The sequence below is a fragment of the Bacillus sp. RC240 genome, assembly GCF_044907945.1.
Classification (GTDB): domain Bacteria; phylum Bacillota; class Bacilli; order Bacillales; family Bacillaceae_G; genus Bacillus_A; species Bacillus_A mycoides.
Genome location: NZ_JBIYCT010000004.1, coordinates 379580 through 402985, shown reverse-complemented (window position 1 = coordinate 402985; position 23406 = coordinate 379580). Strand labels below are relative to the sequence as shown.

Sequence of the window (23406 nt, the reverse complement as noted above, 5' to 3'; positions counted from 1 at the left end):
TATATCACGAATCTTACTGCATTCATTTGCTTTATAAACACATACAAAACATATAATATTTTCAGTTCACTCTCTATTCACTAGTATGTTCCCTTACTGATAACTTATCACTTTCCTTATTTCCTACACACTACTTATAAATCTTAAAAAACCACAAAAAAGAAGAGTAATTTATATCACTCTCCTCATAAGATTTTTCCTGTAGCTGCTAATGCTAACACTATAATTAAACTTGCAAATAATAGTGATACAATTAAACTAAAAATCGGTAATATTTTCTTTTCATTATTCTTAAATAATAACCTTAAACTAAAAATGATATTTAATGGAACAAATATAAAATAAAAGTATTTAACAATTTGTAATGAGCTATTTGAAAGTGTTTTAAATACAAACACTTCAATTAAAAAAGCAACAAAGAATAAAATGCTTAACCAAAACGAGACATAGCTAAGCCAAGAATATCTTTTCGTTCCCCAATACACTCCCATACTGATCTCCTTTAAACGTAGTATATATTATATTAATTATACACCCGCTTAACAAATTCCTCTATTTTTCGACAAACATTAAATACATTGAACCCCTAATCCGTTTATCAGCTAAAAGACTGTCTCTAATAGCACTAATGCTATTTTGAGACAGCCTCCCCTTTTTATACTTTAAATCTTTCAATTAATACTTGTAACTCTTCAGCCATTTGAGATAGTGTACCAGCTGCAGAACCAATTTCCTCCATGGAAGCTAGCTGCTCCTCAGCTGACGCTGCAACACTTTGTGTACTCGTCGCATTATTTTGTGCCGTCATAGCAATTTGACCAACCGAAATAGATACTTCATTTGCACCTTTTGACATCCCATTAGCCGTTTCAACCATCGTTTTAATTTGGTCAGCAATTTCATTTGTAGATTGTAAAATTTCAGTGAAATTTTGTTTCGTTTCATTTGCAATAACAAGTCCAGATTGCACTTCTTCATTTACATTATTCATAGATTTTACTGTCTTACTCATATCATCTTGTATTTCACAAATTAATTTACTAATTTCACTTGATGATACACTAGATTGTTCTGCTAATTTTCGTACTTCATCAGCAACAATTGCAAAGCCTCTTCCATGCTCACCAGCTCTTGCAGCCTCAATTGCTGCATTTAAAGCTAGAAGATTTGTCTGATCTGCAATATTTTGAATAACTTCTAAAATATCACCAATTTGCTTTGATTTGTTATTCAACAACTGAATAACAGCATCTGACTGTGAAACTGATTCCGCAATAGATTGCATTTGATTTACTGTTTTTCCAACTAGCTTTCCACCATCTTCTGCTTTTTCGCGAGTGTGAGCAGAAGCAGTATTAATAGATGATGAGCTATTTGCTACATGCTGAATCCCTTCTGTTACATCAAACAGTAACATAGCACCATTTTCTACGCTTGCTGTTTGCGTCGTTGCACCACTTGATATTTCATCCATTGCTAATGTAATTTGTTCAGTCGCTTCACTCGCTTGTCTCACACTTGCTGTTAACTCTTCAGATGCAGCTGCAACATGCCCTGCTGAAGTATTAATTCTTCCAATTAACGTTCTTAGTGAATCTGTCATTTCATTAAAACCTTTTGCAAGTTGACCGATTTCATCGTTTGAATGAATTTCAATTGTTTGCGTTAAATCTCCTTCACTTATTTCTTTAGAAGTGGCAACTAATCTCTTTAAAGGTTTTGTAATAGAAAGAGTTACTAAATAAATAAGTGCCCCTCCTACAACTAATGAAATAAGCATAACAATTAACATATTATAAAATACAGGCTGAGCAGCTTCAATTACTTCATTTGAGTACATCGTTCCACCGATTTTCCAACCTGTTTTTAAGTTTGTAGCAAATACCATTTTCTTTTCACTACCATCATACGTGTATGAAAAAGTGCCTTGATTATCTTCGTAAATTCTCTTTGCCCAAGAATCAGCTGCTTTATCTCCTGGTTTTTCTTGAGGATGCGCAATTATTTTTTGTTTTCCATCTAAAATGAAAGTATATCCTTTTTTACCAATATTGATTAACTTTGTTGTTTTCAATAAATTCTCTAAACTTAAATCTACCGCAACAACACCATTTTTATCTTCTGTTTGTTTCGCAATCGTTACGACAATATGTCCATTTCCTTTCGCCTTATACGGTTCAGTGACCACGATTCCACCTTGTTTACTCACTGCATCTTTATACCAAGAACGAGTTGTTGGATCATAATCTGCTGCCATTTGTATATTTGGTTCTTGCACAAACTTCTTATCATTGCCGGCAACATATACTTGTTCAATATCTTTATTTAAATTAATATATTGAGATAATACCTTTCTTAATTCATCTTGATTATCTCCTTGATACATATCACTATGAATCACTCGTGCAAAGTTATTTACTTCGTTAAATTTCGCCTCAATCATTTGATTGATTAAATTATCTAATATTTTTATATTATCGTGAGCACTACTCGTAATTTGTGATTCAAAATTCTTTTTAGCCGTTTGATAAGACATTCCTCCAATAATAGAGACAGCCGCAATTAAAATTATCAAAAATGAAATTAATAGCTTTTTTGCTACTTTTATATCTCGAAACCACCTTAACAGTTTACTCATTATAAACCTCCTACATTTAAATATTAAGTTTTAAAGATAAATAACCAATTATGAATATATCCCATTCCCTATCCTCTATTTTTACAATTCGTTTTTGATAAACACCTTGTAAAGTTTAAACAAATATTCTCCCTTTGTCTATATATATGAATAATATTATTATAAAATTTACAAATACAAAAAACCAAAGGAATAGTCCTTTGGTTTTTTACATTTTTTTATGTTGTTTAGAAATCTTCTTCCACTTATCACGCTCAGCTCTTGCGAGAATAGCATCTTGTTTTCTCATAAAATACGCCAATTCTCTTTGCAACTTTTTATAGCTTTGCAAACGATTTATCGTCATTAGCCCGTTATCAATTGCTTTATGCACTGCGCATCCTGGTTCATTCTCATGTTTACAATCTCGAAAGCGGCATGTTTTTGCAAATTCTTCAATATCAGAAAATGTTGTTTGGATTGCATCGCTTCCTTCCCAAAGTTGTAACTCCCTCATGCCAGGAGTATCAATGACTAAGCTCCCACTCGGTAGTTGGAACAGCTCACGATGAGTTGTCGTATGCCGCCCTTTACTATCTTCCTCACGTATATCTCCCGTTTTCGCTATCTCAATTCCTACGAGTGCATTTAACAAAGTAGATTTTCCAACCCCTGATGAGCCGACTAAAGCAATTGTTTTTCCTGAAGCAACAAATTGTTGTAATGAGTCAATACCTCTATGCTCTAAACTATCGACGACGAAGACCGGAACACCAATTGCAACAGCTTCCGTTTCTACAATTTTTTGTTCCACATCTTCACATAAACTACTTTTTGTTAAAACAATAACAGGCATTGCACCACTTTCATACGCTAATAGTAAATAACGCTCCAACCTTCTTACGTTAAAATCATGGTTAAGTGCATTCACTAAAAATAAATAATCAACATTTGCTGCAATTATTTGTTCTTCAGTTCTATTACCAGCTTCTTGTCTTGAAAAAGAACTTCTTCTCGAAAAAATACGATGAATGATTGCCTTTTTCTCATTTTCTATTTTCTTTATATACACCCAATCACCAACTGCTGGGTAATCTCCTTTCGTTACCGCTTCATGCCGAAACTTCCCAGACAGCTCTGCCATATATTCACCGTCATTACAAATAATGCGATATATATGCTTATGCTCAAGTAAAATACGCCCTACTTCATAATTCTTCTCTACAGCTTGCTCTTCAAAAAATGAATCCCAGCCGAATGATTCTAAAATATTTTGATTCAAATCAATATCCTCCCTAGTTTGTACTAAGTGGAAGGATTGCGAACTATCTTATATAATATCGCCCTTTCCATCCACCTTTGTATTTAATTTATTATTCATTACAGTCATATTCGCCATAATACATCACTCCGATTTTATTTTAATTACTCTCATTATATGGAATGTCGATTTAAAAAGCTACTTTATTTGACGTAATTTTCGAATAACTTTTTCTTTAACATTCTAATTTGTCCACGATGACTAATTTCATCTTCTATCACATGAAACCAAAGATAGTACTGGTTATACGCTACACCTTTAGGCCACTTTCTTTCTGACATTAGCCATGTATCATCTACTTTACTCAAATACTTTAGCGACTCTTCTCGAACACTTTGCAAAAGTTGTATATAATACTGTATTTCATGACCACGAATCGTTCTCCCTGCTTCCCCTAAATACAGTGCATCTTCCCATATTTCTAATTCTTCTTTTGTAAAGTCACGCTTTTGAAATGAAATAAGCTGATGTGCTTTTTCAATAGCTGCTATATGCTTTAGTAACGCTCCGATGGAATTCCCTCCACTCGGCATAATTAAATCTAATTGCTCAACTGATAGCTCGTTTATTTCCTGTAATGTTACAGCCCTCGTATGTTCCAGCATGCTTACTAATTCCCCTATATTTTTTGTATAACCATCTACACTTCTTATTCGATAATCTATATTCATATCACGCACCCCTTTCTACATTCATATTAAGGAATAACCGCTTCATATAATAGACTGAAATATATCAGATTTTTCTGTTATAATTAAATTGAATACGGAATAAACCTAAACAAACTTTCTCAATATGCTTATATGAAATATTAAAAGGAATCAATATAAAATTATCGAATCTTATTCACTAAAAGGAGTGGATTCGATGGAAATGTATCAATGGCTAACCGCAGTTCTCGTTGGTGGCATTACTGGCTTCGTTTCCCATCTAATCAATAACCAAGGCAAGTTATTGCTTCCACGCCGTTTAAAAACTTTTTTTCATTTTGGATTTTTAACTGATATTTTTACAGGTAGCCTCGCCGCACTTCTTGGACTCGTTTTATTCGATGTCACCTTAATAAAAGAAATTATAAAAGTCTCCATTGTGACCGCTATTTCCGGTCAAACGTTTTTACTTCACCAAGCTCTTGGTGGTGAACAGGCTAAAAATACGCAAATTGGGAAAGCTGATGAGAAAATCCAAGAAATTGACAAACTATTACGACGTTAGTCTATACTTTCTCTAAAAATTATTGTTATAATAAAAAATAAATATTTTCTATTGCGTCGTTTGTCAGAAGAAAGGGTGTTTCGTATGACAAAAAAGAAAATAGAAGATTTCTTAACAAACACCGAAAAAGAGGAACTGCTAGAAAACTATAAATGTTTACGAGAAGCCCGCACAAAAAGCGAAGCTAACTATTTTGGTGAGGCAGTAGACCATCTATTAAATAAAGTAAAAAAACGAATTATTGAAGAAGCAGGAATACATGATGAAAATGCGGCAACAGTTCAATCTAAACGAAAAGCACTGTTTTAGCTAAAACAGTGCTTTTTATTACGGCATTTTTCACATTACTTTCACATCTATTTCACAAATATAAGTAGTCCTATATGTTAAACTAAGTATATCCTTTTCCAAGGAACTATATGCCGATATATAAATCCCTATCTCTTTAGGGATTTTTTGTTTTTTGGATTTCCCCGATTTATTTTTAAAGGCTTTATGATGCAATTCCTGTTTCACTATCTTCATTAAGCTTTTCACTTTTTCTAAACAAAAATAAAGCTCCTATATATAGTAACGCAGTAAAACTACCTACAAGTATAAAATTGTGAGATGCTGCAAATAACATTCCTGCTATTGCCGCTCCAATCATTTGGCCAATATACATAGAAGCATTAGCAAGAGCGGCTCCTGTTCCTCTTGCTATACTAGACATATTTTGTAAGCGCCCCATCATCAATACAAACAAAATTCCTGTCATAAAAAATAAAACAAAGAAAAATAACTCTACAAATATAATGTTCTTTAAATGAGGAAGTATGACATATTGCACTGCTGTAAATACAATTCCACCATAGAAAGAAAGGTTATAACCAATTTTATTTACGATTCTCGGCCCTAAAATGTTACCGGTTAAATTTCCTAATCCTAATACGAGCATAGCTGTACCTACTTCATGAACTTGTAAGCCAAATTGACTGGAGAGCCACACACCAAAGAATGAAAATGCTGCAAAATAAGAAAGTGAAACCTTTGAATCTCTAAGTAATTGCTTATAGCGCTTTAATATATTTTTTTCATTTCCACCTATTTGAACTGGTTGTATTTCTGGTAATGTAACATACATAAGAACGACAAGTAGTGCTGATAATATACCAATGACGAAGAATGGTGTTGTATAATGTATCGTTGCTAAATATGCTCCAATTGGCAGTCCTAAAATTTGGGAGATTGATAACCCTGCTGTTGCAATTCCAATTGCTTTTACAATTTGCTTCTTCTCTATAAGGAACGGAATAGATGCCCATACTTGTGGAGATACAAAAGCTGCACTTACACCTGCTAAAAATCTAAATGTTAGCATCCATAAAAAACTCGGTGCCATTCCACACAAAAATGTACTTAATGCAAAAAAACTCATTCCTAATACCATCACTTTTTTTCTGTTTAAGCCATCTGATATAGGACCAGCGATAAGCGCAAATCCAGCGTATCCTAAAGCATATGAACTCACCATCCATCCTGATAATTCAGTTGATACATGATACACCTGTTGTAATGTCGGCAAAAGTGGTGAAATTAAGAAAGTATCTGTACCAATCATAAACATTATCGTAAAGAATACAGCTAACACTCTTTTCATTTAAACCTTCTCCTTTTATATAAAAAGAGGGCACTATCCCTCTTTTCAACTAATCTTCTAAAATAGATTCAATCTCTTTCATAACTTTTTCATTCAATGAAACATCCACTGCTCTTACACTTTCGCTTATTTGCTTCGCTCGTTTCCCACCAGGAATAACAGTATCAATTCCTTTTTTATTTAATAGCCACGCTAAAGCTAAATGTGATACTTCAAGATTCATTTCTTTAGCTAAATCTTTTAACATCTCAACTTTTTTAAAGTTATTTTTATATGTATTTTCTTCAAATAGATTTACACTTTGACGCCAATCGCCTTCGTTTAATTTAAAATCTTCTGTATATTTACCGCCTAGTATCCCAAAAGCAAGAGGCCCGTACGGTATAAATGAAATACCTGATTCTATACAATATGGCAAAAGTTCTTCCCCAGCAGCACGATCCAACATATTATACGGTGATTGTACAACATCTATATGTCCGTGCTGATTCGCTTCTTTTAATTTCTCTACATTTACGTTAGATATTCCAATTGAACGAATTTTCCCCTCTTCTTTTAGGCGAGTAAGTTCTCCAATTGAATCTATGTAACTTGTTTCAGGATTTGTAAAATGTAAATAATATAAATCAATATAATCAGTTTGTAATCTTCTTAAGCTATTTTCCACAGCATTTCTTAAATAGCTTGGTTCATTATTAATATGAACCTCTCCATTTAATAATGGCTGAATTCCACCTTTTGTAGCAAGTACAAACTCGTGGCGTTTTCCTTTTAATACTTCTCCTACCAATTCCTCTGATCTACCGAAACCGTATGAATCTGCTGTATCAAAAAATGTAATCCCTTGCTGAATTGCTTCTTCTATTAATCTTTTTCCTTCTTCCTCATTCACATCAGCATATAAATTATGTCCCCCAACAGCGTTTGTTCCTAACCCCAACTTCGAAATATTTAGTCCTGCCTTTTGCAATTTTGTATACTTCATTTTTTATCCCCCTATATTTCTATTGTTCGATTATATTCAAACAATAGAAATATACCACTTTATATGTTATAGTGCAAATATATTAACTTATACAAGCAGGTGAAAAAATGCGTACTCTCTATCATCCAAATCGAGAAGAAATTCAATTCTCTTCTGTCTTATATGCACTTAGCGATCAAATTCGTTTACAAATTGTAACTATGCTACTAGAGAAAAATGAACAATCTTGTGGCGCGTTAAACATTCCAATTGCAAAATCAACTTTATCTCATCATTTCAAAGTTTTACGTGAATCTGGTGTTATGTTTACACGACTTGAGGGAACGCAACGTTTCATTTCAATTCGTGAAGATGATTTAAATGCTCGATTCCCTGGTTTATTAGATGTTGTAATACATGCGACAGAACCATACTAAAAAACATCTCATATAAATATGAGATGTTTTTTAGTAATTACTATTCTTTTAATAAATCTATTAATCCATTCCCTTCAGATGTACGTTCATACCCTAAAGGTACAGTCCTTTTTATAAGTTGCGCGTATATTTCCGGCTCTGATAATTTTCTACCGTACTCTCTCTCACACTGCTTAATGAGAAGTGCTAACGCCCCAGCGACATGCGGCGTCGCCATTGAAGTACCACTTAATACCGCATATTTCCCCTCTGGATACGTAGACAGTATTTCATCACCCGGCGCTACTAAATCAATTTCTTGATTTGAATTACTAAAGCATGAAATTTTCCGCTCTAAATTAACAGCACCTACTTCAATTACTTCAGAATAAGCACCTGGAAAATCTAATTCTTCAGTATCATCGTTACAATCTCCATCATTTCCTGCAGCGCACACGACAAGTACGTCTTGTTTTACCGCATTTTGAATAGCTTCATGTAACTCTGGTACATCTTGCGGACCACCAAGTGACATTGAAATAATTCTCACTTTCTCTTTATTCGGTCCTCTCCAATTTACAGCATAATGAATGGCCTCAATAATTTGCTCATAACTTCCAGAACCGTCTCCAGCTAATACTTTTAAAACTAACATTTTAGCAAGTGGTGCGACTCCTAAAACACCCACTTCATTTTCAGTCGCTGCAATTGTCCCCGCTACATGAGTACCATGCCCATTATTATCAAGATAAATATTGGGATTTCCTTCATAATCTTTCGTGAAATTTCTCCCACCAATAATACGATCTTTTAAATCTACATGATTTACATCACAACCTGTATCTAAAACAGCAACGACAATGTCTTTTCCTTTCGCGCTCTTTTCCCATACTTGCGGAGCATGAATCAATTGTACACCTGGTGGAATTTCATTTACTTGTTCAACCACTTTATTTACAGTAAACGGAATTAATTTAATGCCTTTTTGTTTATTCGCTGTACTACTATTCATCGTAATCCCTCCTGAAAATATATTATTTTCATTTCAGACCACTATTGAATGCGTTTAGATTTAACATTCGTTTTATTCGTTCCATTTCCCTTCCTCTCAAATGTTTCTCAATAAACAAAAGAAAAGGACCCATTAAATGGTCCTTTTCTTTTTCAGTTTTTCAAAAGAATAATATAAAGTGAAACTATAATCAGTGGGGGGTGTTCATCCCCCACTGATTATTAGCCCTCACCAATCGGGCGTTTACGGGCAATTGATCTCCCACCTAACTTCTTTGCTTCAGCCGAGTTTTGAGGTGGGAGTTTTACTGCCCACAAATAGCGGGATAAATTAAGACTAAATCTTACTCTTGTTCAAAAACTGCTCAATTTCTTTTATTACATGTTTTGCGCCTTCTATACTAACAGTAATGTTTCCATTTGCTAATGAAATATTTTGATCTGAAACATCACCTGTTATTTGACAAGCATTGTATGGTTGATATTTTTGTAAAATGACTTTGTCTTCTTCTACAAAAATTTCAAGTGGTGATTTGATTTGTATTCCTAATACATCCCGTAATTCTTTAGGAATAACTATCCGTCCCAATTCATCTACTTTTCGAATAATTCCTGTTGCTTTCATGTTACTCCCCCCTTACTCTCTATTATTTTTTTCACCTCGCTATTTTTATTCTATCACTATATATTTGGTAATGCCTTACTCTTTTTAGAAAATATAGTACAAAAGTTAAAAAAACACATTTAACGAATATTCAATCTTTCTTTCAATTGTTTTAAATAACGCGATCGTATAATTAAGAAGTATACAACTTGAATACCTACGAAAATACTTAATACAATTGTATTTTCTTTAAACAGTGAGTACTCAAACATTTGTCCTAACGCAGTTAATGCTACTGCCCCGTGTAATGTTGCAACTCCAACTGGAACGAAGAATAAAAGCGCTAAGCGGATTGTGACTACTTTCGATAATTCCCCTCTCGTCAATCCAACTTTTCGAATCATTTCAAATAAACGAGTATCGTCCTCCAAATCTGAAAATAAACGGAAGTAAAGGAAGCTTCCTGCACAAACGAAAAATACAATACCAATAAAGAAACCTACAAATAAAATGGGTCCTGCGATTTGTAGACTTTGATTTTGATCGTACTCTTCTGCACTAAACGTTGAATGTTCTTGATAAGGCTTAATCTGATTCGTAAGCTCTTTACCAACCTCAATTTCATCTTTCGCGGATTGTGTTTTATACATATAATCTTTTTCTTCTTTAAATCCCTCTTGTAATGAATCATATTGATTTTTAGAGATTACATACACATTACCTCTTAGTATTTTACTCAATGAAGAAGTATTAACTTTTTTCACATTTAAAGGTTCATTCATATTTGGTAAAGTAATTTCTTTTCTTTCTTTCATCGGTGGTCCGGGTATTTCGACTGACAAAAATAAAGCCTCTTTATTTGATACAGTATTAAATGGTTCTCCTGTTAACTTTGCATATTCTTTATAATCTGATTCTTTTATAAAAATGGCGCTTCTTAACGACTGCTCCTCCGTTTTCTTCGATGAAATATTTATTTTTGAGGCTGCTATATTATGTTTCTTTAATCCTTCGTCAATGATTTTCAGATGCTGTGGCTCATTGCTATTACCTTGCTTAGACTGATAGTGAAACGCAATTGGTCTGTCCATAATTTCTTTCGTCATCGAAGCAAACCCAACCAATGTACCTATTGCTGAAAATGCTACTGTTGAAATAATCGTTACAATAAAGAACATTCTTGCGTTATCTCTCATACGGTATGCTAAATCTGACAAAGTAATAATATTTGTCTGTGTCCAATAGAAACGTTTACTTTTTTTACATAGTCTAATAATAAAGACGCTCAACTGCTTGTACAGCAAATACGTACCAATAATGACTACCGTTGTAACAGGAATCATCATTATAAATACCATTGCACCATGTGACATAAGAGCTCCTGCATAACCAGCACTAAGCAATACTACTGCTAATATAGAAGAAATTATAGATGCCTTCGGTTCTGGCTTCGCCTCTGCTGATCCTCTAAACAATTTCATAATTTTATTTTTACGAACCATTCCTGCACTAAACAATGAAATGATCATAAATAATACGAAAAACATAATACTCGTTACAACAATCGCTTTCATCGGTATGTAATAGGATAAAGAGATATCTAGTTTTAATATCATCGGAGCTACAAATATTAATATTCCTGAAAACAACATACCTGAAAGAATCCCAAAAATTATTGCCCCTATTCCAATCATGATATTTTCAAAGAAGATAAGACGCTTTAATTGATATTTCGTCATACCTAGCATCATTAAAATTCCTAGTTCACGCTTTCTCGTTTTCAAAAACATTCCCATTGAATATAAAATAAAGAAAAATGTAAATAAGTAAATAATGGACTGCGCAAAAGACATACTTACGAATACGTACCGTCCTAATTCTCCCGCACTTAATGCTGGATGGAACGCAAAAAATGAATACACAAAAAAGGCCATAATTGCAAATGCACTACTCAAAAAATAAGCTGAGTATGTTCGTCTATTTCGCGTTACATTTCGAAATGCGAGTTCTCTAATGTTCATACTACTTCTCCGCCCTTCTACTAACTATGCTTTTATATTAGTAAAGTACGGAAATAACTTCCATCGATTCAAATGACAAAAACCTTACATTATTGAAAGGTTTTAAACAATTGCTTATATAAAACAGTTTCATTATAATGACTACATTCATACACGCATCCTATTGTATATTCGTTAGTTTTGCGAAATAATAAAGGATAGAAGTATGTACCAATATACATATAAACTTATTTACCGCTTTAATATGAATAGGAGGAAAACATAATGACATTACAAGAACAAATTATGAAATCATTACATGTTCAGCCTGTAATTGATCCGAAAGTAGAAATTCGTAAACGAATTGATTTCTTAAAAGATTATTTAAAAACTACAGGTGCAAAAGGATTTGTACTTGGAATTAGCGGCGGACAAGACTCTACACTAGCAGGACGTTTAGCACAGCTTGCAGTCGAAGAAGTTCGTAATGAAGGTGGTAACGCAACGTTTATCTCCGTACGTCTTCCATACAAAGTACAAAAAGATGAAGATGATGCACAATTAGCATTACAATTTATTCAAGCTGATCAGTCTGTTGCTTTTGATATCGCTTCAACAGTTGATGCCTTCTCAAATCAATACGAAAACTTATTAGGTGAATCATTAACAGATTTCAATAAAGGAAACGTAAAAGCACGCATTCGCATGGTTACACAATACGCAATCGGCGGACAACAAGGACTACTCGTTATCGGAACTGATCATGCTGCTGAAGCTGTAACAGGTTTCTTCACAAAATTCGGAGATGGCGGTGCAGATTTATTACCATTAACGGGATTAACGAAACGCCAAGGACGTGATTTATTACAAGAATTAGGTGCAGACGAGCGACTTTACTTAAAAATGCCAACAGCTGATTTATTAGATGAAAAACCAGGTCAAGCTGATGAAACAGAGCTAGGCATTACTTACGATCAATTAGATGACTATTTAGAAGGTAAATCCGTTCCAGCTGACGTTGCTGAAAAGATCGAGAAGCGTTACAAAGTGAGTGAACATAAAAGACAAGTACCAGCATCAATGTTTGATGATTGGTGGAAATAGAACATAAAAAAGAAGCTAATCTCATTTAGCTTCTTTTTTATACGTTAACGATATACCCCTACTCTTTTCTCTAATAAATCCTGCAAGCAATCTTCATGTTGTTTATTAAACAATGGCGGCATTTTGTCTAAAGGGAAAAACTGCAAATCTAACGTTTCATCACCGTCTATTTTTGTATTCCCTCCAACGATTGAAAACTTAAAGAATATTACAATTGCCTGTGCCTGATCTCCATTCGGATATGTTTGAAAATATTTCGTATACACACCAATGAGCTCATCAATTTCCACATCATATCCTGTTTCTTCTTTTATTTCTCGAATCGCAGTTTCTGCCGCAGATTCCCCGATTTCCATTGCACCGCCTGGAAATCCCCAGGCATTAAAGTCTCCTCTTTTTTGCAGAAGCACTTCACCAAATTCATTAAATACACAACCTCCTGCAAAATTCAAAATAACATAATCATGCCCTATTTTTTCACGTAATTCCTTTATATAATTCGCCATCTGCTTCTCCTTTTTATCCATCTTCCATTATTCTTTTTTATCTTTTTCAAGCAATTCAATAATCCGATCTAACTTCTGATTCATATTAATCACATGTTGTTTTTTCATAGTGTTGTTTTGCAATAATCTTTTAATGAACAGAGTAAATGATACAAAAAACAAAACGATAAGTCCGATTACTAGACAAAAATATATCAATGCAAATATATTATTTTCGAACAAATTCATTCAGCTATCACATCCTCTATTTTCAATTATTTTATCACATAATTCTAAATAGTCACTAGAATTATAATCAAACGCAAAAAGAGCACCTTTTAAAGATGCTCTTTTTCATTAATACGTAAATGTAATTGTCGCTAATGAATAACCTGCCATTGCACTATATGGCGCAACTTGATAAGATACACGCTTTGCACCTTTTGGCCAAGCTATTTCATCTAGTACTTTCTTTATATCTTGCATCGTTCCATCCATTGACTGCTTATATCGTACTTCTACTTTTTCTGGCTTGGAAGCAAATTGTTGCTGTAATTTTTTCTTAAACTCATTGTAATTTTCCGCTCCGTATTGTGCAGATAAATACTTTAAATTTGTTTCATTTAACATTTGTTCATATACAGCAGTTTTTGAACTACCGGCTTTTATTTTGCTTGTTAATTCGTTGAAGTAGCTTGTAGTTGCCGCTGGATATTCACTACGATCCCATTCATGGTCCTTGCTTAATTGTTCATCAGACATATTAAAATATGAATATGTTACGCGCCCAGCTTTATCAGGAACTGGATCATCGAATGTAGTGTCAAGGTGGTACCACTTGTTATCAATGTTCACTAAATTCCATGCGTGAGCTTGTCCATTCCCTGTACCTGTTACAATATGATTTTGAATACCTGCTTCTTTTAGTAATTGATATGTTAACAATGTATATCCTTGGCAAACGGCAGAACGATTCGCTAACGCTTCATACGCTGTATATGCTTGATAAGAAGTATCATATGATACTTCTTTCACAACATAATCATGAATAGCTTTCACTTTTTCATGTTCATCCATGCCTTGTTTAATAATAGAATTTACAATTGCTTTCGCCTGAGACTTTACATACTGTGTTTGCTCTTTTGATTCACGATACTTCACTTGTAATGTAAATGTATAATTCCCTGGCATCCCTTTTATAGAATATTTAGTAGACGCTACATTATATTTTACATACTCATCAGCATCTACAATTTTATTAAACTCGCCATACAATTGGTCCATAATATTTCTAGCATTTCTATCTTTTGTTTTATATGTGATTGTAATATTTTCTTCTCTATTATCAATCTGTTTTTTTAATTCTTTTCTGAAATCATTTAACAACTCTGCATCTGATTGTGTTGTCACTGTAGTCGGATTCGTAGCCGCATAAGATACAGCTGACGCCTGTAAGCCTCCCATTACTATAGTTGAACAAAGTGCGGCAGCTGTCACATACTTACTTGTCTTTCCCATCTTGTCACTCCTTACATTCTATAACTATACAAAAAAGTATCGTATAGTTTCAGAGTATACAATACTTTTCAAAATAGGTCATATGAGATTATGCATATTTAACATTTTTAAAAGGGTTGTTCTTTTAGAAAAAGAACAACCCTTTTTTTAGCAAGTTTGCAACACACAGCATGTATTTTCAAAATGGCGATTTTTCAAGTCTTCATTTCCAATACAGAAATAAAGCATCCCTAAATCTCCCCACATCATATTACAATTTTTAGTATCTGAATCAATTTGGAATAAGAGCGTCATATGCTGTGGATCTATCCCCATATATTGTCCAGTCTCGTACAATACCTCATCTTGTACAGAGAATGGTTCTCCAAACATTTGATGATTATCATAGTTGTCTGGGATTAGCTCTTCAAGTAATTGCAAGAAACGATCTGAATCCGCCTCATCTTCAATGAAAAGCTCCGGTAATTTATACGTCAGTTCAAAAGTAATTGCACACTGGTTATATTTCGCTTGTATTTCATCTGCTCTACGTAATTGCTCTACAGGGATATCATAATAAATTACACGTCCAGCTTCGGTTGGATCCACATCTTCTTCAAAGTAATTTTCAATACTAAAGAAATATAACATCCCTGTCTTAGGAAGATTGTGATCCATACCAACGTTTTGTAAATCACTTAAATTAAATTGTGCGATAAAACGTAACGGATTCTCTTTGTATGTTGGATATTCAAATGTATTTGGCAAATCAGGAACTCCGCCCATTTTCGAACTGCCTATCGCAATTATTTCCTGTTGTTTTGGCACAACTTTTACACAAGGAAATACAGTATTAATAAGCTCCTGTTTCAAATATGTTAGTTCATATTTATCAATTAATATTTCAATTTTCTGTTCCATAAATTCTCCTTACATTTACATACTTATTTGTATCATAGCACAAAGATTATACTTCATTCATTGTAAATTCAACAAGCCCTCCAAAAAACGGGCTTATCCCTCGTACGCGAACAAGTTTAAAAAAGCATAGTATACATTGTTCCTACAAACACGATAGTTCTTTATTTCTTCCAGTACATTTTCCCCTCGTTCATTTTTATTTTTAATTTAAGGAGGAATTCCACATGGGTTACGGATATAGTTGCGGCGGTTACGGCGGTGGTTACGGTTACGGCGGTAGTTGTGGTGGCGGTTGTGGTTATGGAGGTTTCGCTTTATTAATCGTTTTATTTATCCTTCTAATCATCATCGGGGCTAGCTGTTGGGGCGGCTTTGTAGGCTGCTAGTAAACTTAAAAACTATTGTAAAAAAGCACGTACAATACGTGCTTTTTTTCCATTTTCATTTTTTAGAAAGGAAGTATGTTCAATGAAAATTGATGGTGTTTTTGAAGGAGGCGGTGTACGCGGAATTGCGCATGTGGGGGCAATTTGCGCGTTAGCCGAAAAAGGATATGAATGGGAGCGCGTAGCTGGAACATCAGCTGGTTCAATTATCGCAGCGCTTTTAGCAGCTGGATATTCTTGTTCCGAATTAAAAACAATAATAACCGACATTGATTATAATAAATTTATGAAGAAAACTTTTCTTGATAGAATCCCGTTTATCGGTAAAGGAATAAGTGCATGGTCTACTCTAGGTATTTATTCCAATGTATTTATAGAAGAGTGGCTTGAAGAATTACTGCGAAAAAAGGGCGTTCACTTATTTACAGATCTACCTGATTTAAACAAACTCAAAATTATAGCTTCTGATATAAGCAACGGTAAAATGGTTGTCTTCCCCGATGACTTACCAAACTACGGATTTTTAAATTATCGCTTCTCAATCGCTAAGGCAGTAAGAATGAGTAGTACAATCCCTTTCTTCTTTGAGCCAGTAAAATGGAGAACACCAAAATGGAAGCAGCCTTGTTATATGGTTGATGGCGGGATTTTAAGTAATTACCCAATTTGGATTTTCGACTCCCCTACCTCTCCTCGCTGGCCGACTTTTGGATTTCATTTTGTAAAAGATGAAATTCAAGCTGATCCTGCCCATTATAAAGAACCTATTTCCATGTTCAAAGGACTATTTAAAACAATGATGCAAGCTCATGATTTACGGCATTTAGATAAAGAATCAAAAGCAAGAACAATTACAATTCCTACAGGGACAATTACAAGTACAAATTTTGAGTTAACGAAAGAAGAAAAAGAATGGCTGTACAATTCTGGTTATAACTCCGCAAATAAGTTTTTACAATCTTGGAACTTCAGACAATATGTTGATGAATATAGAGACGGAAATCAGGATCGAAAAACGAATCGATTTTTCCGTCAACTTGACTCATAATACTTTTATTTTCATACGAGAAGACTTGACGCTTTAATAGTAAATAAGCCTAGTAATTTCATATATTACTAGGCTTATTTATCTCCTACATACCACACATTGCTTAAGGATAAGTTAACCCTTCAGCTTCTTCCGCGGTAATTACTATGTAACGGTTTCCGGTTCTTAATCCTAACAGTTCTGCTTTTTCAACTGCATCCTGTTTTGTCTCCGCATAAGCAGCTAAATATTTATCCCCATCGATAATTTGGCAAATCACATATTGTTTCATGTTTTTCTCCTTTTACCCTTTAATTAATTGCGCAATCTTTTTTATTCCAACTTCAATTTCTTCTACAGTTGCATAGGAATAAGAAAGACGTAAAAATTGGTTAGCACTTCTATCATACAAAGTGCCTGGGTTTAACAACACCTTTTCTTGTAAAGCTTTTTCAAATAAACTACGATTCGAAATTGGTAGATTTATATGTAGCCAAATGTAAAAGCTTCCTACTGGCTCATGCCAAGTTGCAATGCCACTACAATACTTTTCTAACATACTTATCATAAAATCTCTACGTTTTTTCAATGCACTTCTTACAAACTGTAAATGTTCATCATACAATCTATTTTCAAACCACTCCGCTGCAATCTGCTGGGATATAGAACTTGAACCATAATCAGTTTGCATTTTTATATCTGCTAATCTTTGAATAACTGATTCTGATCCAACAACCCACCCAATTCTTAAACCAGGACTAATGACTTTGGACATACTTCCAATATGTAGCACGATACCATTTTTATCATATGCCTTTAAAGGCTTTGAAACTGGTGCATCGAACCATAAATCTTGATATACCGCGTCCTCAATAATAGGTAATCCAATTTCATTACATATCTCCATCACTTCTTCCCTCTTCTTAGCGTTCATACTAAAATTGGTCGGATTATGAAAAGATGGGATTGTATATAAAATAGATGCGTTAAATTGTTTCTTATATTTTGTAATGTATGAAGTATTTATACCATTCTCATCCATTGGTATTCCAATCAAGCGCATTCCTGCTGATTGAAATACATTAAGCGAATATAAATATGATGGTTTTTCTAATAAAATTGACGCTCCTTTCGGAAGAAGCCCCATAGAAATAAGCTGCAATGCTTGAATTGCCCCTGAAACAATTAAAATAGAGTCAGGAGATACATATACCCCATGCCCTTTTAAATATTCCGCAATTTTTTCTCTTAAATGGAGATTTCCTTTCGGTTCCTCATACCCAAGTGGAACATTTGATTGTAAAATTTTATTAATAATACCCTTCATCTTTTTCTCAGGCAAGAGACTCGGTGAAAGTTCACCTGTTCCTAATCGAATTACATTGGGAGTAAATTCAGCTTGATTAATCTCTTGTACAGCAGGAAGATTCGGATAATGAAGTCCTGTTTCTACGTAAGACTGCCAGTTTGGAGGCGGGGCATATGTTGAAGTATTCTCACTATTTTTTATAACAATTGTTCCCTTCCGTCCATTCCCCTCAATATAACCTTTTGCTATTAACTCATCGAAAGCCATTACAATTGTACTTCGGTTCACTTCAAACGCATGCGCCAAAGCTCTTTGTGAAGGTAATTTAGTTCCAATTGTCCATTCCCCATTAACAATTCTCTCTTTTATATAAGATTCTATTTGTTTATACAAAGGAATAGATGAAGACATATTAGGTTTCCAAACGAGCCTTTCCATTATCTCACCTCACATATTTTATGGTTGGTCACCTATCCAACCATATGGATGGATACAAATTTTCATTTCTTCTATACAATATAGACTATCATAATTAATCAAATTAAGTAGGAGGTAATCTGATGAGTGAAGCAATTATTCACGGTATCATCCTTGCATTTGGTCTTATCATTCCATTAGGTGTCCAAAATGTTTTCGTCTTTAACCAAGGCGCTAGTCAACCAAATATTTGGCGAGCTGCTCCTGTAGTCTTGACTGCATCTATATGTGATACATTATTAATATTAATTGCTGTACAAGGTGTCTCTCTTGTCCTCTTAACTTTCTCTTGGTTAACAACCACCTTGTATATGATTGGATTTTTCTTTCTTATGTATATGGGCTGGGTTATTTGGAGAAGCGATCCTTCAAATGATGTAAAACAAGAAAAAAGCATGCCTTTAAAAAATCAAATTATTTTCGCCGCATCAGTTTCATTACTAAATCCACACGCAATTTTAGACACAATTGGTGTAATCGGAACAAACTCTATACAGTACATAGGAAGTGAGAAATGGGCTTTCACTTTTGCAACAATTATAGTTTCTTGGATCTGGTTTATTAGTTTAGCTTTTGCTGGAAAATTTCTAAAAGGATTTGACTCGACAGGAAAAACGATTATAGTATTAAATAAAATTTCAGGGCTAATCATATGGGGAGTCGCACTTTATATGTTAAAACAAGTTGTTTTTCCTAACTAATTAAAGAGAATTGCATGTTATGTAATTGGCATGCAATTCTCTTTCGCATTATGAAGTTGGTTCCGGTTTCTGTTTTAACATCATTTTATCTTTTGTTGGTTTAATCCAAATAATTGCTATGACAGCACCAATAGCAGCGAAGATGCTCGTTAAATAAAACACTTCATGGTCTGCCCCTTTCATAAAAAAAGAATACAGGGGTGGTCCAGCTGCTACACCGATAAATCGCATTGAACTATAAAATGACGTAACTGTCCCCCTCTGCTCTTTTTCAATCCCTTGTGTAATAAGAGCATCTAGACATGGTAACACCATACCAATTCCTCCCCCCATAATAACGAGACAAAGAAGTAGCAAATAGATTCCTTTTAGAAATAAAGGTAAGAAGACAGATGCAGCAGCCAGTAAAAATCCAATATAGATACACTTTTTCATAATATCTTGTTTATCTCCAATTTTTTTACCAGCCATATATGAGCTAAGTGATAGTACAAGTAAAGGAATAGCGAGTACACACCCTTTCCATATACCATGAATATCGTACTTCGACTCCAGTATAGTTGACAGATAAAAAAGTATTCCGAATAAAATAAGCATAATAATTGCACCTAGTATAAAAATGGCAATTAACCATCTTCCCTTTTCTCGAAACGTAGAGATAATAGATTGAATAAATTCTTTAAGTGGTGGGACTTCTTCTTCTTGTTTCTTCGCCTTTACTAGTACCAGTAGTAAAACAATCGATATTACACATAAAACTGGAATCGCCCAAAATGGTAAGAACCATACAATAGCTGCAAGAGCTGATCCTAATATGGGACTCAATACTTTTCCAAATGTATTTGACGTCTCAATGATTCCTAAACCTGCACTAACCTGTTTTTCATCTTTGTATAAATCACCGACACATGGTATGACAACTGGCATAGCACCAGCAGCACCTATCCCTTGAATTGCTCTTCCGATAAGAATCCAAACGTAAGGGTTATCAACTTTCCATGATACCCATCCCGTTATCGCTCCTCCAATAGCTGCAATTAATAAACTTGGAACCATTACCATCTTTCGTCCCCATCTATCTGATAAATAACCAGCAATCGGTATAAGTATAATTGCAATGATAGAATAAATTGTAATTATCATGGATACTTGGAAAGATGAAATATGTAATTTCTTTTCAATGGTTGGCAGGATTGGAATAAGCATTGAATTACCTAGCGTCATAACAAGTGGAACTGATGCAAGTGCAATTAAACAACAGTTTTCTTTTTTTAACATGTTGATTTCGGAACCTTTCATCATATATTTCTTACCATATAATAGCCCTGCTGGAAATTATGTTTACATTCCACCAGGGCTATTTCATCTTTACTACTTTCCATTTACAACAAAAGAAATTGGGTAAAATATAGCATTACTCCTATTCTTTGAATCCTGTTCACAATATATCCATACCAATTAATTGAAAATAAAAAAGAAAGGAAGAATCCTTCCTTTCTCCTATAACCTTCTACATTTAGCGAGTATATCCGCCACCAAGCTGTTGTTCTGCCATCGCTACAAGGCGTTTTGTAATTTCACCGCCTACAGAACCGTTTGCACGTGAAGAAGTATCAGCTCCAAGCTGTACACCAAACTCTTGTGCAATTTCATATTTCATTTGATCTAGAGCTGCTTGTGCTCCATGTGATGCTAATTGATTAGCGTTACGATTTCTAGCCATTACCGATCACCTCCTTATATATATTAAACTGTATCAAATCCGAAATTAAATACATGGTAATTTTTGGTTATTGATAAAATAAAAAAAAGTCTCCTAAACGAGACTCTTTCATCATTTCACCTTATGAACTTACTACTTCTAATTTTCTATTCGTTAATGCTTTCATTTCTTCTTTCAATATATCTTTCGCATTATGCCCAAACCATTCAAGCGAAGCAAAATGATCAGTATCTCTCACTTCCCGGATGATTTCATCATAGTTTACAATACCTTCAAATAATGGAACCATTCCTATACGACTTCCAGCAGCGGCATATACATTATTTGGTTCAAACACGTGTAAATACTCCGCTGATGATATATTCTTAAAATGGTAATGTTGTATCCACGGCTTTAATCGATGAAAACTATCTACAGGGTCTGCACCAGACTCCCATATATGAAGAAAATCAAGGTTTATTTTTAAATATGGATGATTTACTTCTTCTAACAATTTCAAAGTAGACGGCAAAGTATCCGTTAACGTATTTGGATGTGTTTCTAATAGTATATACATATTATGCGGAGCAAATAGATCACAAATCATGCGAATTCGCTTCACATACTCTTTTCTCTCTTGTTCCGAGAAATCCTCACTACCTTTTTGCCCGGCAAACGTACGAATTTTATTTGTATTAAACCAATTAGCTAGTGTTACCAGCTGTTCACATTTTTCCATCGTTTTTTGAAAATCCGCTAATAATGATATGTCCAAGTAATCACTTATCATCGTAACTTCTAAATTTTTATCCTTTAAATAATCTATTTCTCGTTCTGTCGTTTCACGCTCTTGTATATATAAATTTTGTGCATGGGTCCCCCACAACTCAATTCCTTCAAAACCGTTTTCATATGCAAATTGAACAATATCAGTAAATGAAATTAGTTGATGGCGAAATGAAATTGTACATAGCGAATATTTCATTGGTTTGAACTCCCTTATCTTAAATTCAATGAACTTGTATTAGTTAAGAAAGACTGATTTGTTGTAATTTCTTTCCATAACAGAAACTGTTTCTCTAGTTCATCCTTGATTTGCAGTTCAATTGTATTCATTTCATCAAGTTTTTCAACAATTGGTAATAACATATCTTTATTATTTGTCATTGCCATTTTAATAGCACGGTACTGTACATTTGTAAATCCTTGTACAATGTCTTCCACTCGATCACACCAATAATCAAATTCTTGCTCCGAATATTGTAAAGTTTCACGGAAGTATGCAAAGGCATGTTCATAGCTATATTTACGTATTGCCAATACGGGTATTTGCTTTACTGCCGTTACGAGCCCGGAAAGTGAATACCCACCCTCTTCATTTACCATTTTTATTATTAATTTTTTTAATTCCATTGTTAGTTCATTATCATCTTTTTTGAATGTTTCCATGAAATAACTTTCTACCATCTCTTGTGTTGGCTCCTGAATTCCTTCTATATCAATGAAATAGCCTCCACCAAATGGGTTGTCTTTAACAGAATGGAGCACTTTTTCTCTTTCCATATTCCCTTCCCAGCGAAAATCAGGATCAAGCATGAACCATTCATCTTCTTTCTCTGTCTTCGATATCATTAAGTAATGCGGAAACGGTTTTTGATGAAACTTATTTTCTCTCTCAGGCAATAAAGACATATCAACCATTACAATTACGTAACGATTTTCCGGCTTATTTTCTACTAATTCTAAAAATGTTTCTACATTGCTACTTTTATCTTTTGAATGATCGTACCATTCGTTCACTTTTATCCCATACAATTTTTCATACCAAAGCAAGTAATTGTCATGGTTAATGTTTTCGGAATGATAAGAAATAATCCCGCCTTCTGTTATATCAAAGTCTCCATCCCATAATCCGAAATAAAATGGACGGAAATCTATATCACTACGCCTTTTTATAATTTCACAAAAACAACTCACTAAACAGTGAACTTTAATTGAAGTCATACTCTC

General features: G+C 34.0%; 26 protein-coding genes. 7 read left to right on the top strand and 19 right to left on the bottom strand.

The genetic code is table 11. The features are described from left to right. Positions 1-185 precede the first annotated feature (185 nt). From ABH955_RS17135 to ABH955_RS17120, 4 genes are all read right to left on the bottom strand, one after another. Positions 186-491: a hypothetical protein gene (locus tag ABH955_RS17135; RefSeq protein WP_404443246.1), complete on the bottom strand. Its 306-nt coding sequence runs from the start codon at positions 489-491 to the stop codon at positions 186-188. 164 nt (positions 492-655) lie between these two features. Beyond that, positions 656-2638: a methyl-accepting chemotaxis protein gene (locus tag ABH955_RS17130; protein ID WP_404443249.1), complete on the bottom strand. Its 1983-nt coding sequence runs from the start codon at positions 2636-2638 to the stop codon at positions 656-658. A gap of 208 nt (positions 2639-2846) precedes the next feature. Then, the gene (rsgA, locus tag ABH955_RS17125) at positions 2847-3899 is read right to left on the bottom strand and encodes a ribosome small subunit-dependent GTPase A (RefSeq protein WP_002126970.1); all 1053 of its coding nucleotides are present in this window, start codon (positions 3897-3899) and stop codon (positions 2847-2849) included. 182 nt (positions 3900-4081) lie between these two features. After that, entirely contained in the window at positions 4082-4609 is a 528-nt protein-coding gene (locus ABH955_RS17120; protein WP_404443253.1) for a DinB family protein, read from the bottom strand. Positions 4610-4805: 196 nt separating this feature from the next. Here ABH955_RS17120 and ABH955_RS17115 point away from each other — a divergent pair, with 196 nt between their 5' ends. Next, positions 4806-5153, top strand: a complete 348-nt coding sequence (locus ABH955_RS17115) for a DUF4257 domain-containing protein (protein WP_000426320.1) — start codon at positions 4806-4808, stop codon at positions 5151-5153. Positions 5154-5237: 84 nt separating this feature from the next. Then, complete coding sequence (locus tag ABH955_RS17110) at positions 5238-5462, top strand: hypothetical protein (RefSeq protein WP_002012407.1); 225 nt, start codon at positions 5238-5240, stop codon at positions 5460-5462. A 184-nt stretch (positions 5463-5646) separates the two neighbouring features. Here ABH955_RS17110 and ABH955_RS17105 read toward each other — a convergent pair whose 3' ends face one another. Together ABH955_RS17105 and ABH955_RS17100 are read right to left on the bottom strand one after the other, a co-directional pair. Then, positions 5647-6792 (bottom strand): MFS transporter, encoded by a 1146-nt coding sequence (locus tag ABH955_RS17105; protein ID WP_404491392.1) that lies wholly within the window; start codon positions 6790-6792, stop codon positions 5647-5649. A 49-nt stretch (positions 6793-6841) separates the two neighbouring features. Continuing rightward, on the bottom strand, positions 6842-7777 hold the full coding sequence (locus ABH955_RS17100) for an aldo/keto reductase (protein WP_404443260.1): 936 nt from the start codon (positions 7775-7777) through the stop codon (positions 6842-6844). 107 nt (positions 7778-7884) lie between these two features. Between ABH955_RS17100 and ABH955_RS17095 the strand changes: the two genes are divergently transcribed. After that, entirely contained in the window at positions 7885-8193 is a 309-nt protein-coding gene (locus ABH955_RS17095; RefSeq protein WP_016102179.1) for an ArsR/SmtB family transcription factor, read from the top strand. Positions 8194-8233: 40 nt separating this feature from the next. Here ABH955_RS17095 and ABH955_RS17090 read toward each other — a convergent pair whose 3' ends face one another. From ABH955_RS17090 to ABH955_RS17080, 3 genes are all read right to left on the bottom strand, one after another. Further along, positions 8234-9184 carry a serine protease gene (locus ABH955_RS17090; RefSeq protein WP_404443264.1) on the bottom strand — a complete coding sequence of 317 codons (951 nt, stop codon included), beginning with the start codon at positions 9182-9184 and terminating at the stop codon, positions 8234-8236. Positions 9185-9520: 336 nt separating this feature from the next. Beyond that, positions 9521-9808: an AbrB/MazE/SpoVT family DNA-binding domain-containing protein gene (locus ABH955_RS17085; RefSeq protein WP_002012401.1), complete on the bottom strand. Its 288-nt coding sequence runs from the start codon at positions 9806-9808 to the stop codon at positions 9521-9523. 119 nt (positions 9809-9927) lie between these two features. Then, positions 9928-11808, bottom strand: a complete 1881-nt coding sequence (locus ABH955_RS17080; RefSeq protein ID WP_404443268.1) for an ABC transporter permease — start codon at positions 11806-11808, stop codon at positions 9928-9930. Between the two features lie 264 nt (positions 11809-12072). On the opposite strand from ABH955_RS17080, the gene nadE reads away from it, so the two are divergent. Continuing rightward, a complete protein-coding gene (gene nadE, locus ABH955_RS17075) occupies positions 12073-12891 on the top strand; it encodes an ammonia-dependent NAD(+) synthetase (protein WP_215556074.1) in 819 nt (272 codons plus the stop codon). 44 nt (positions 12892-12935) lie between these two features. On the opposite strand, the gene ABH955_RS17070 is transcribed toward nadE, so the two are convergent. The 4 genes from ABH955_RS17070 to ABH955_RS17055 all read right to left on the bottom strand — a co-directional run bounded on the left by ABH955_RS17070 (position 12936) and on the right by ABH955_RS17055 (position 15794). Then, positions 12936-13397 (bottom strand): NUDIX hydrolase, encoded by a 462-nt coding sequence (locus tag ABH955_RS17070; protein ID WP_404443272.1) that lies wholly within the window; start codon positions 13395-13397, stop codon positions 12936-12938. Between the two features lie 27 nt (positions 13398-13424). Continuing rightward, complete coding sequence (locus ABH955_RS17065; RefSeq protein ID WP_002141377.1) at positions 13425-13625, bottom strand: DUF4083 domain-containing protein; 201 nt, start codon at positions 13623-13625, stop codon at positions 13425-13427. A 108-nt stretch (positions 13626-13733) separates the two neighbouring features. Next, the gene (locus tag ABH955_RS17060; RefSeq protein ID WP_404443275.1) at positions 13734-14894 is read right to left on the bottom strand and encodes a transglutaminase domain-containing protein; all 1161 of its coding nucleotides are present in this window, start codon (positions 14892-14894) and stop codon (positions 13734-13736) included. 147 nt (positions 14895-15041) lie between these two features. Beyond that, the gene (locus ABH955_RS17055) at positions 15042-15794 is read right to left on the bottom strand and encodes a YwqG family protein (protein ID WP_404443278.1); all 753 of its coding nucleotides are present in this window, start codon (positions 15792-15794) and stop codon (positions 15042-15044) included. Positions 15795-16018: 224 nt separating this feature from the next. Between ABH955_RS17055 and ABH955_RS17050 the strand changes: the two genes are divergently transcribed. Together ABH955_RS17050 and ABH955_RS17045 are read left to right on the top strand one after the other, a co-directional pair. Continuing rightward, positions 16019-16180, top strand: coding sequence for a YjcZ family sporulation protein (locus tag ABH955_RS17050; RefSeq protein WP_002012392.1), 162 nt, complete (start codon positions 16019-16021; stop codon positions 16178-16180). Between the two features lie 82 nt (positions 16181-16262). After that, positions 16263-17228, top strand: a complete 966-nt coding sequence (locus tag ABH955_RS17045; protein WP_113938257.1) for a patatin-like phospholipase family protein — start codon at positions 16263-16265, stop codon at positions 17226-17228. Between the two features lie 103 nt (positions 17229-17331). Here ABH955_RS17045 and ABH955_RS17040 read toward each other — a convergent pair whose 3' ends face one another. Next, positions 17332-17499, bottom strand: coding sequence for a DUF3933 family protein (locus tag ABH955_RS17040; protein ID WP_002012388.1), 168 nt, complete (start codon positions 17497-17499; stop codon positions 17332-17334). A 12-nt stretch (positions 17500-17511) separates the two neighbouring features. Beyond that, on the bottom strand, positions 17512-18954 hold the full coding sequence (locus tag ABH955_RS17035) for an aminotransferase-like domain-containing protein (RefSeq protein WP_404454948.1): 1443 nt from the start codon (positions 18952-18954) through the stop codon (positions 17512-17514). A 122-nt stretch (positions 18955-19076) separates the two neighbouring features. On the opposite strand from ABH955_RS17035, the gene ABH955_RS17030 reads away from it, so the two are divergent. Then, positions 19077-19694, top strand: a complete 618-nt coding sequence (locus ABH955_RS17030; RefSeq protein WP_002031419.1) for a LysE/ArgO family amino acid transporter — start codon at positions 19077-19079, stop codon at positions 19692-19694. Between the two features lie 48 nt (positions 19695-19742). On the opposite strand, the gene bcbE is transcribed toward ABH955_RS17030, so the two are convergent. The 4 genes from bcbE to ABH955_RS17010 all read right to left on the bottom strand — a co-directional run bounded on the left by bcbE (position 19743) and on the right by ABH955_RS17010 (position 23400). Continuing rightward, positions 19743-20993 (bottom strand): bacillibactin exporter BcbE, encoded by a 1251-nt coding sequence (bcbE, locus tag ABH955_RS17025; protein ID WP_404455368.1) that lies wholly within the window; start codon positions 20991-20993, stop codon positions 19743-19745. A gap of 217 nt (positions 20994-21210) precedes the next feature. Then, on the bottom strand, positions 21211-21417 hold the full coding sequence (locus ABH955_RS17020; RefSeq protein ID WP_000113539.1) for an alpha/beta-type small acid-soluble spore protein: 207 nt from the start codon (positions 21415-21417) through the stop codon (positions 21211-21213). A gap of 121 nt (positions 21418-21538) precedes the next feature. Continuing rightward, positions 21539-22381 carry a sugar phosphate isomerase/epimerase family protein gene (locus ABH955_RS17015; protein ID WP_113938254.1) on the bottom strand — a complete coding sequence of 281 codons (843 nt, stop codon included), beginning with the start codon at positions 22379-22381 and terminating at the stop codon, positions 21539-21541. Positions 22382-22395: 14 nt separating this feature from the next. Continuing rightward, the gene (locus tag ABH955_RS17010) at positions 22396-23400 is read right to left on the bottom strand and encodes a DUF6005 family protein (protein WP_219302051.1); all 1005 of its coding nucleotides are present in this window, start codon (positions 23398-23400) and stop codon (positions 22396-22398) included. Positions 23401-23406 lie beyond the last annotated feature (6 nt).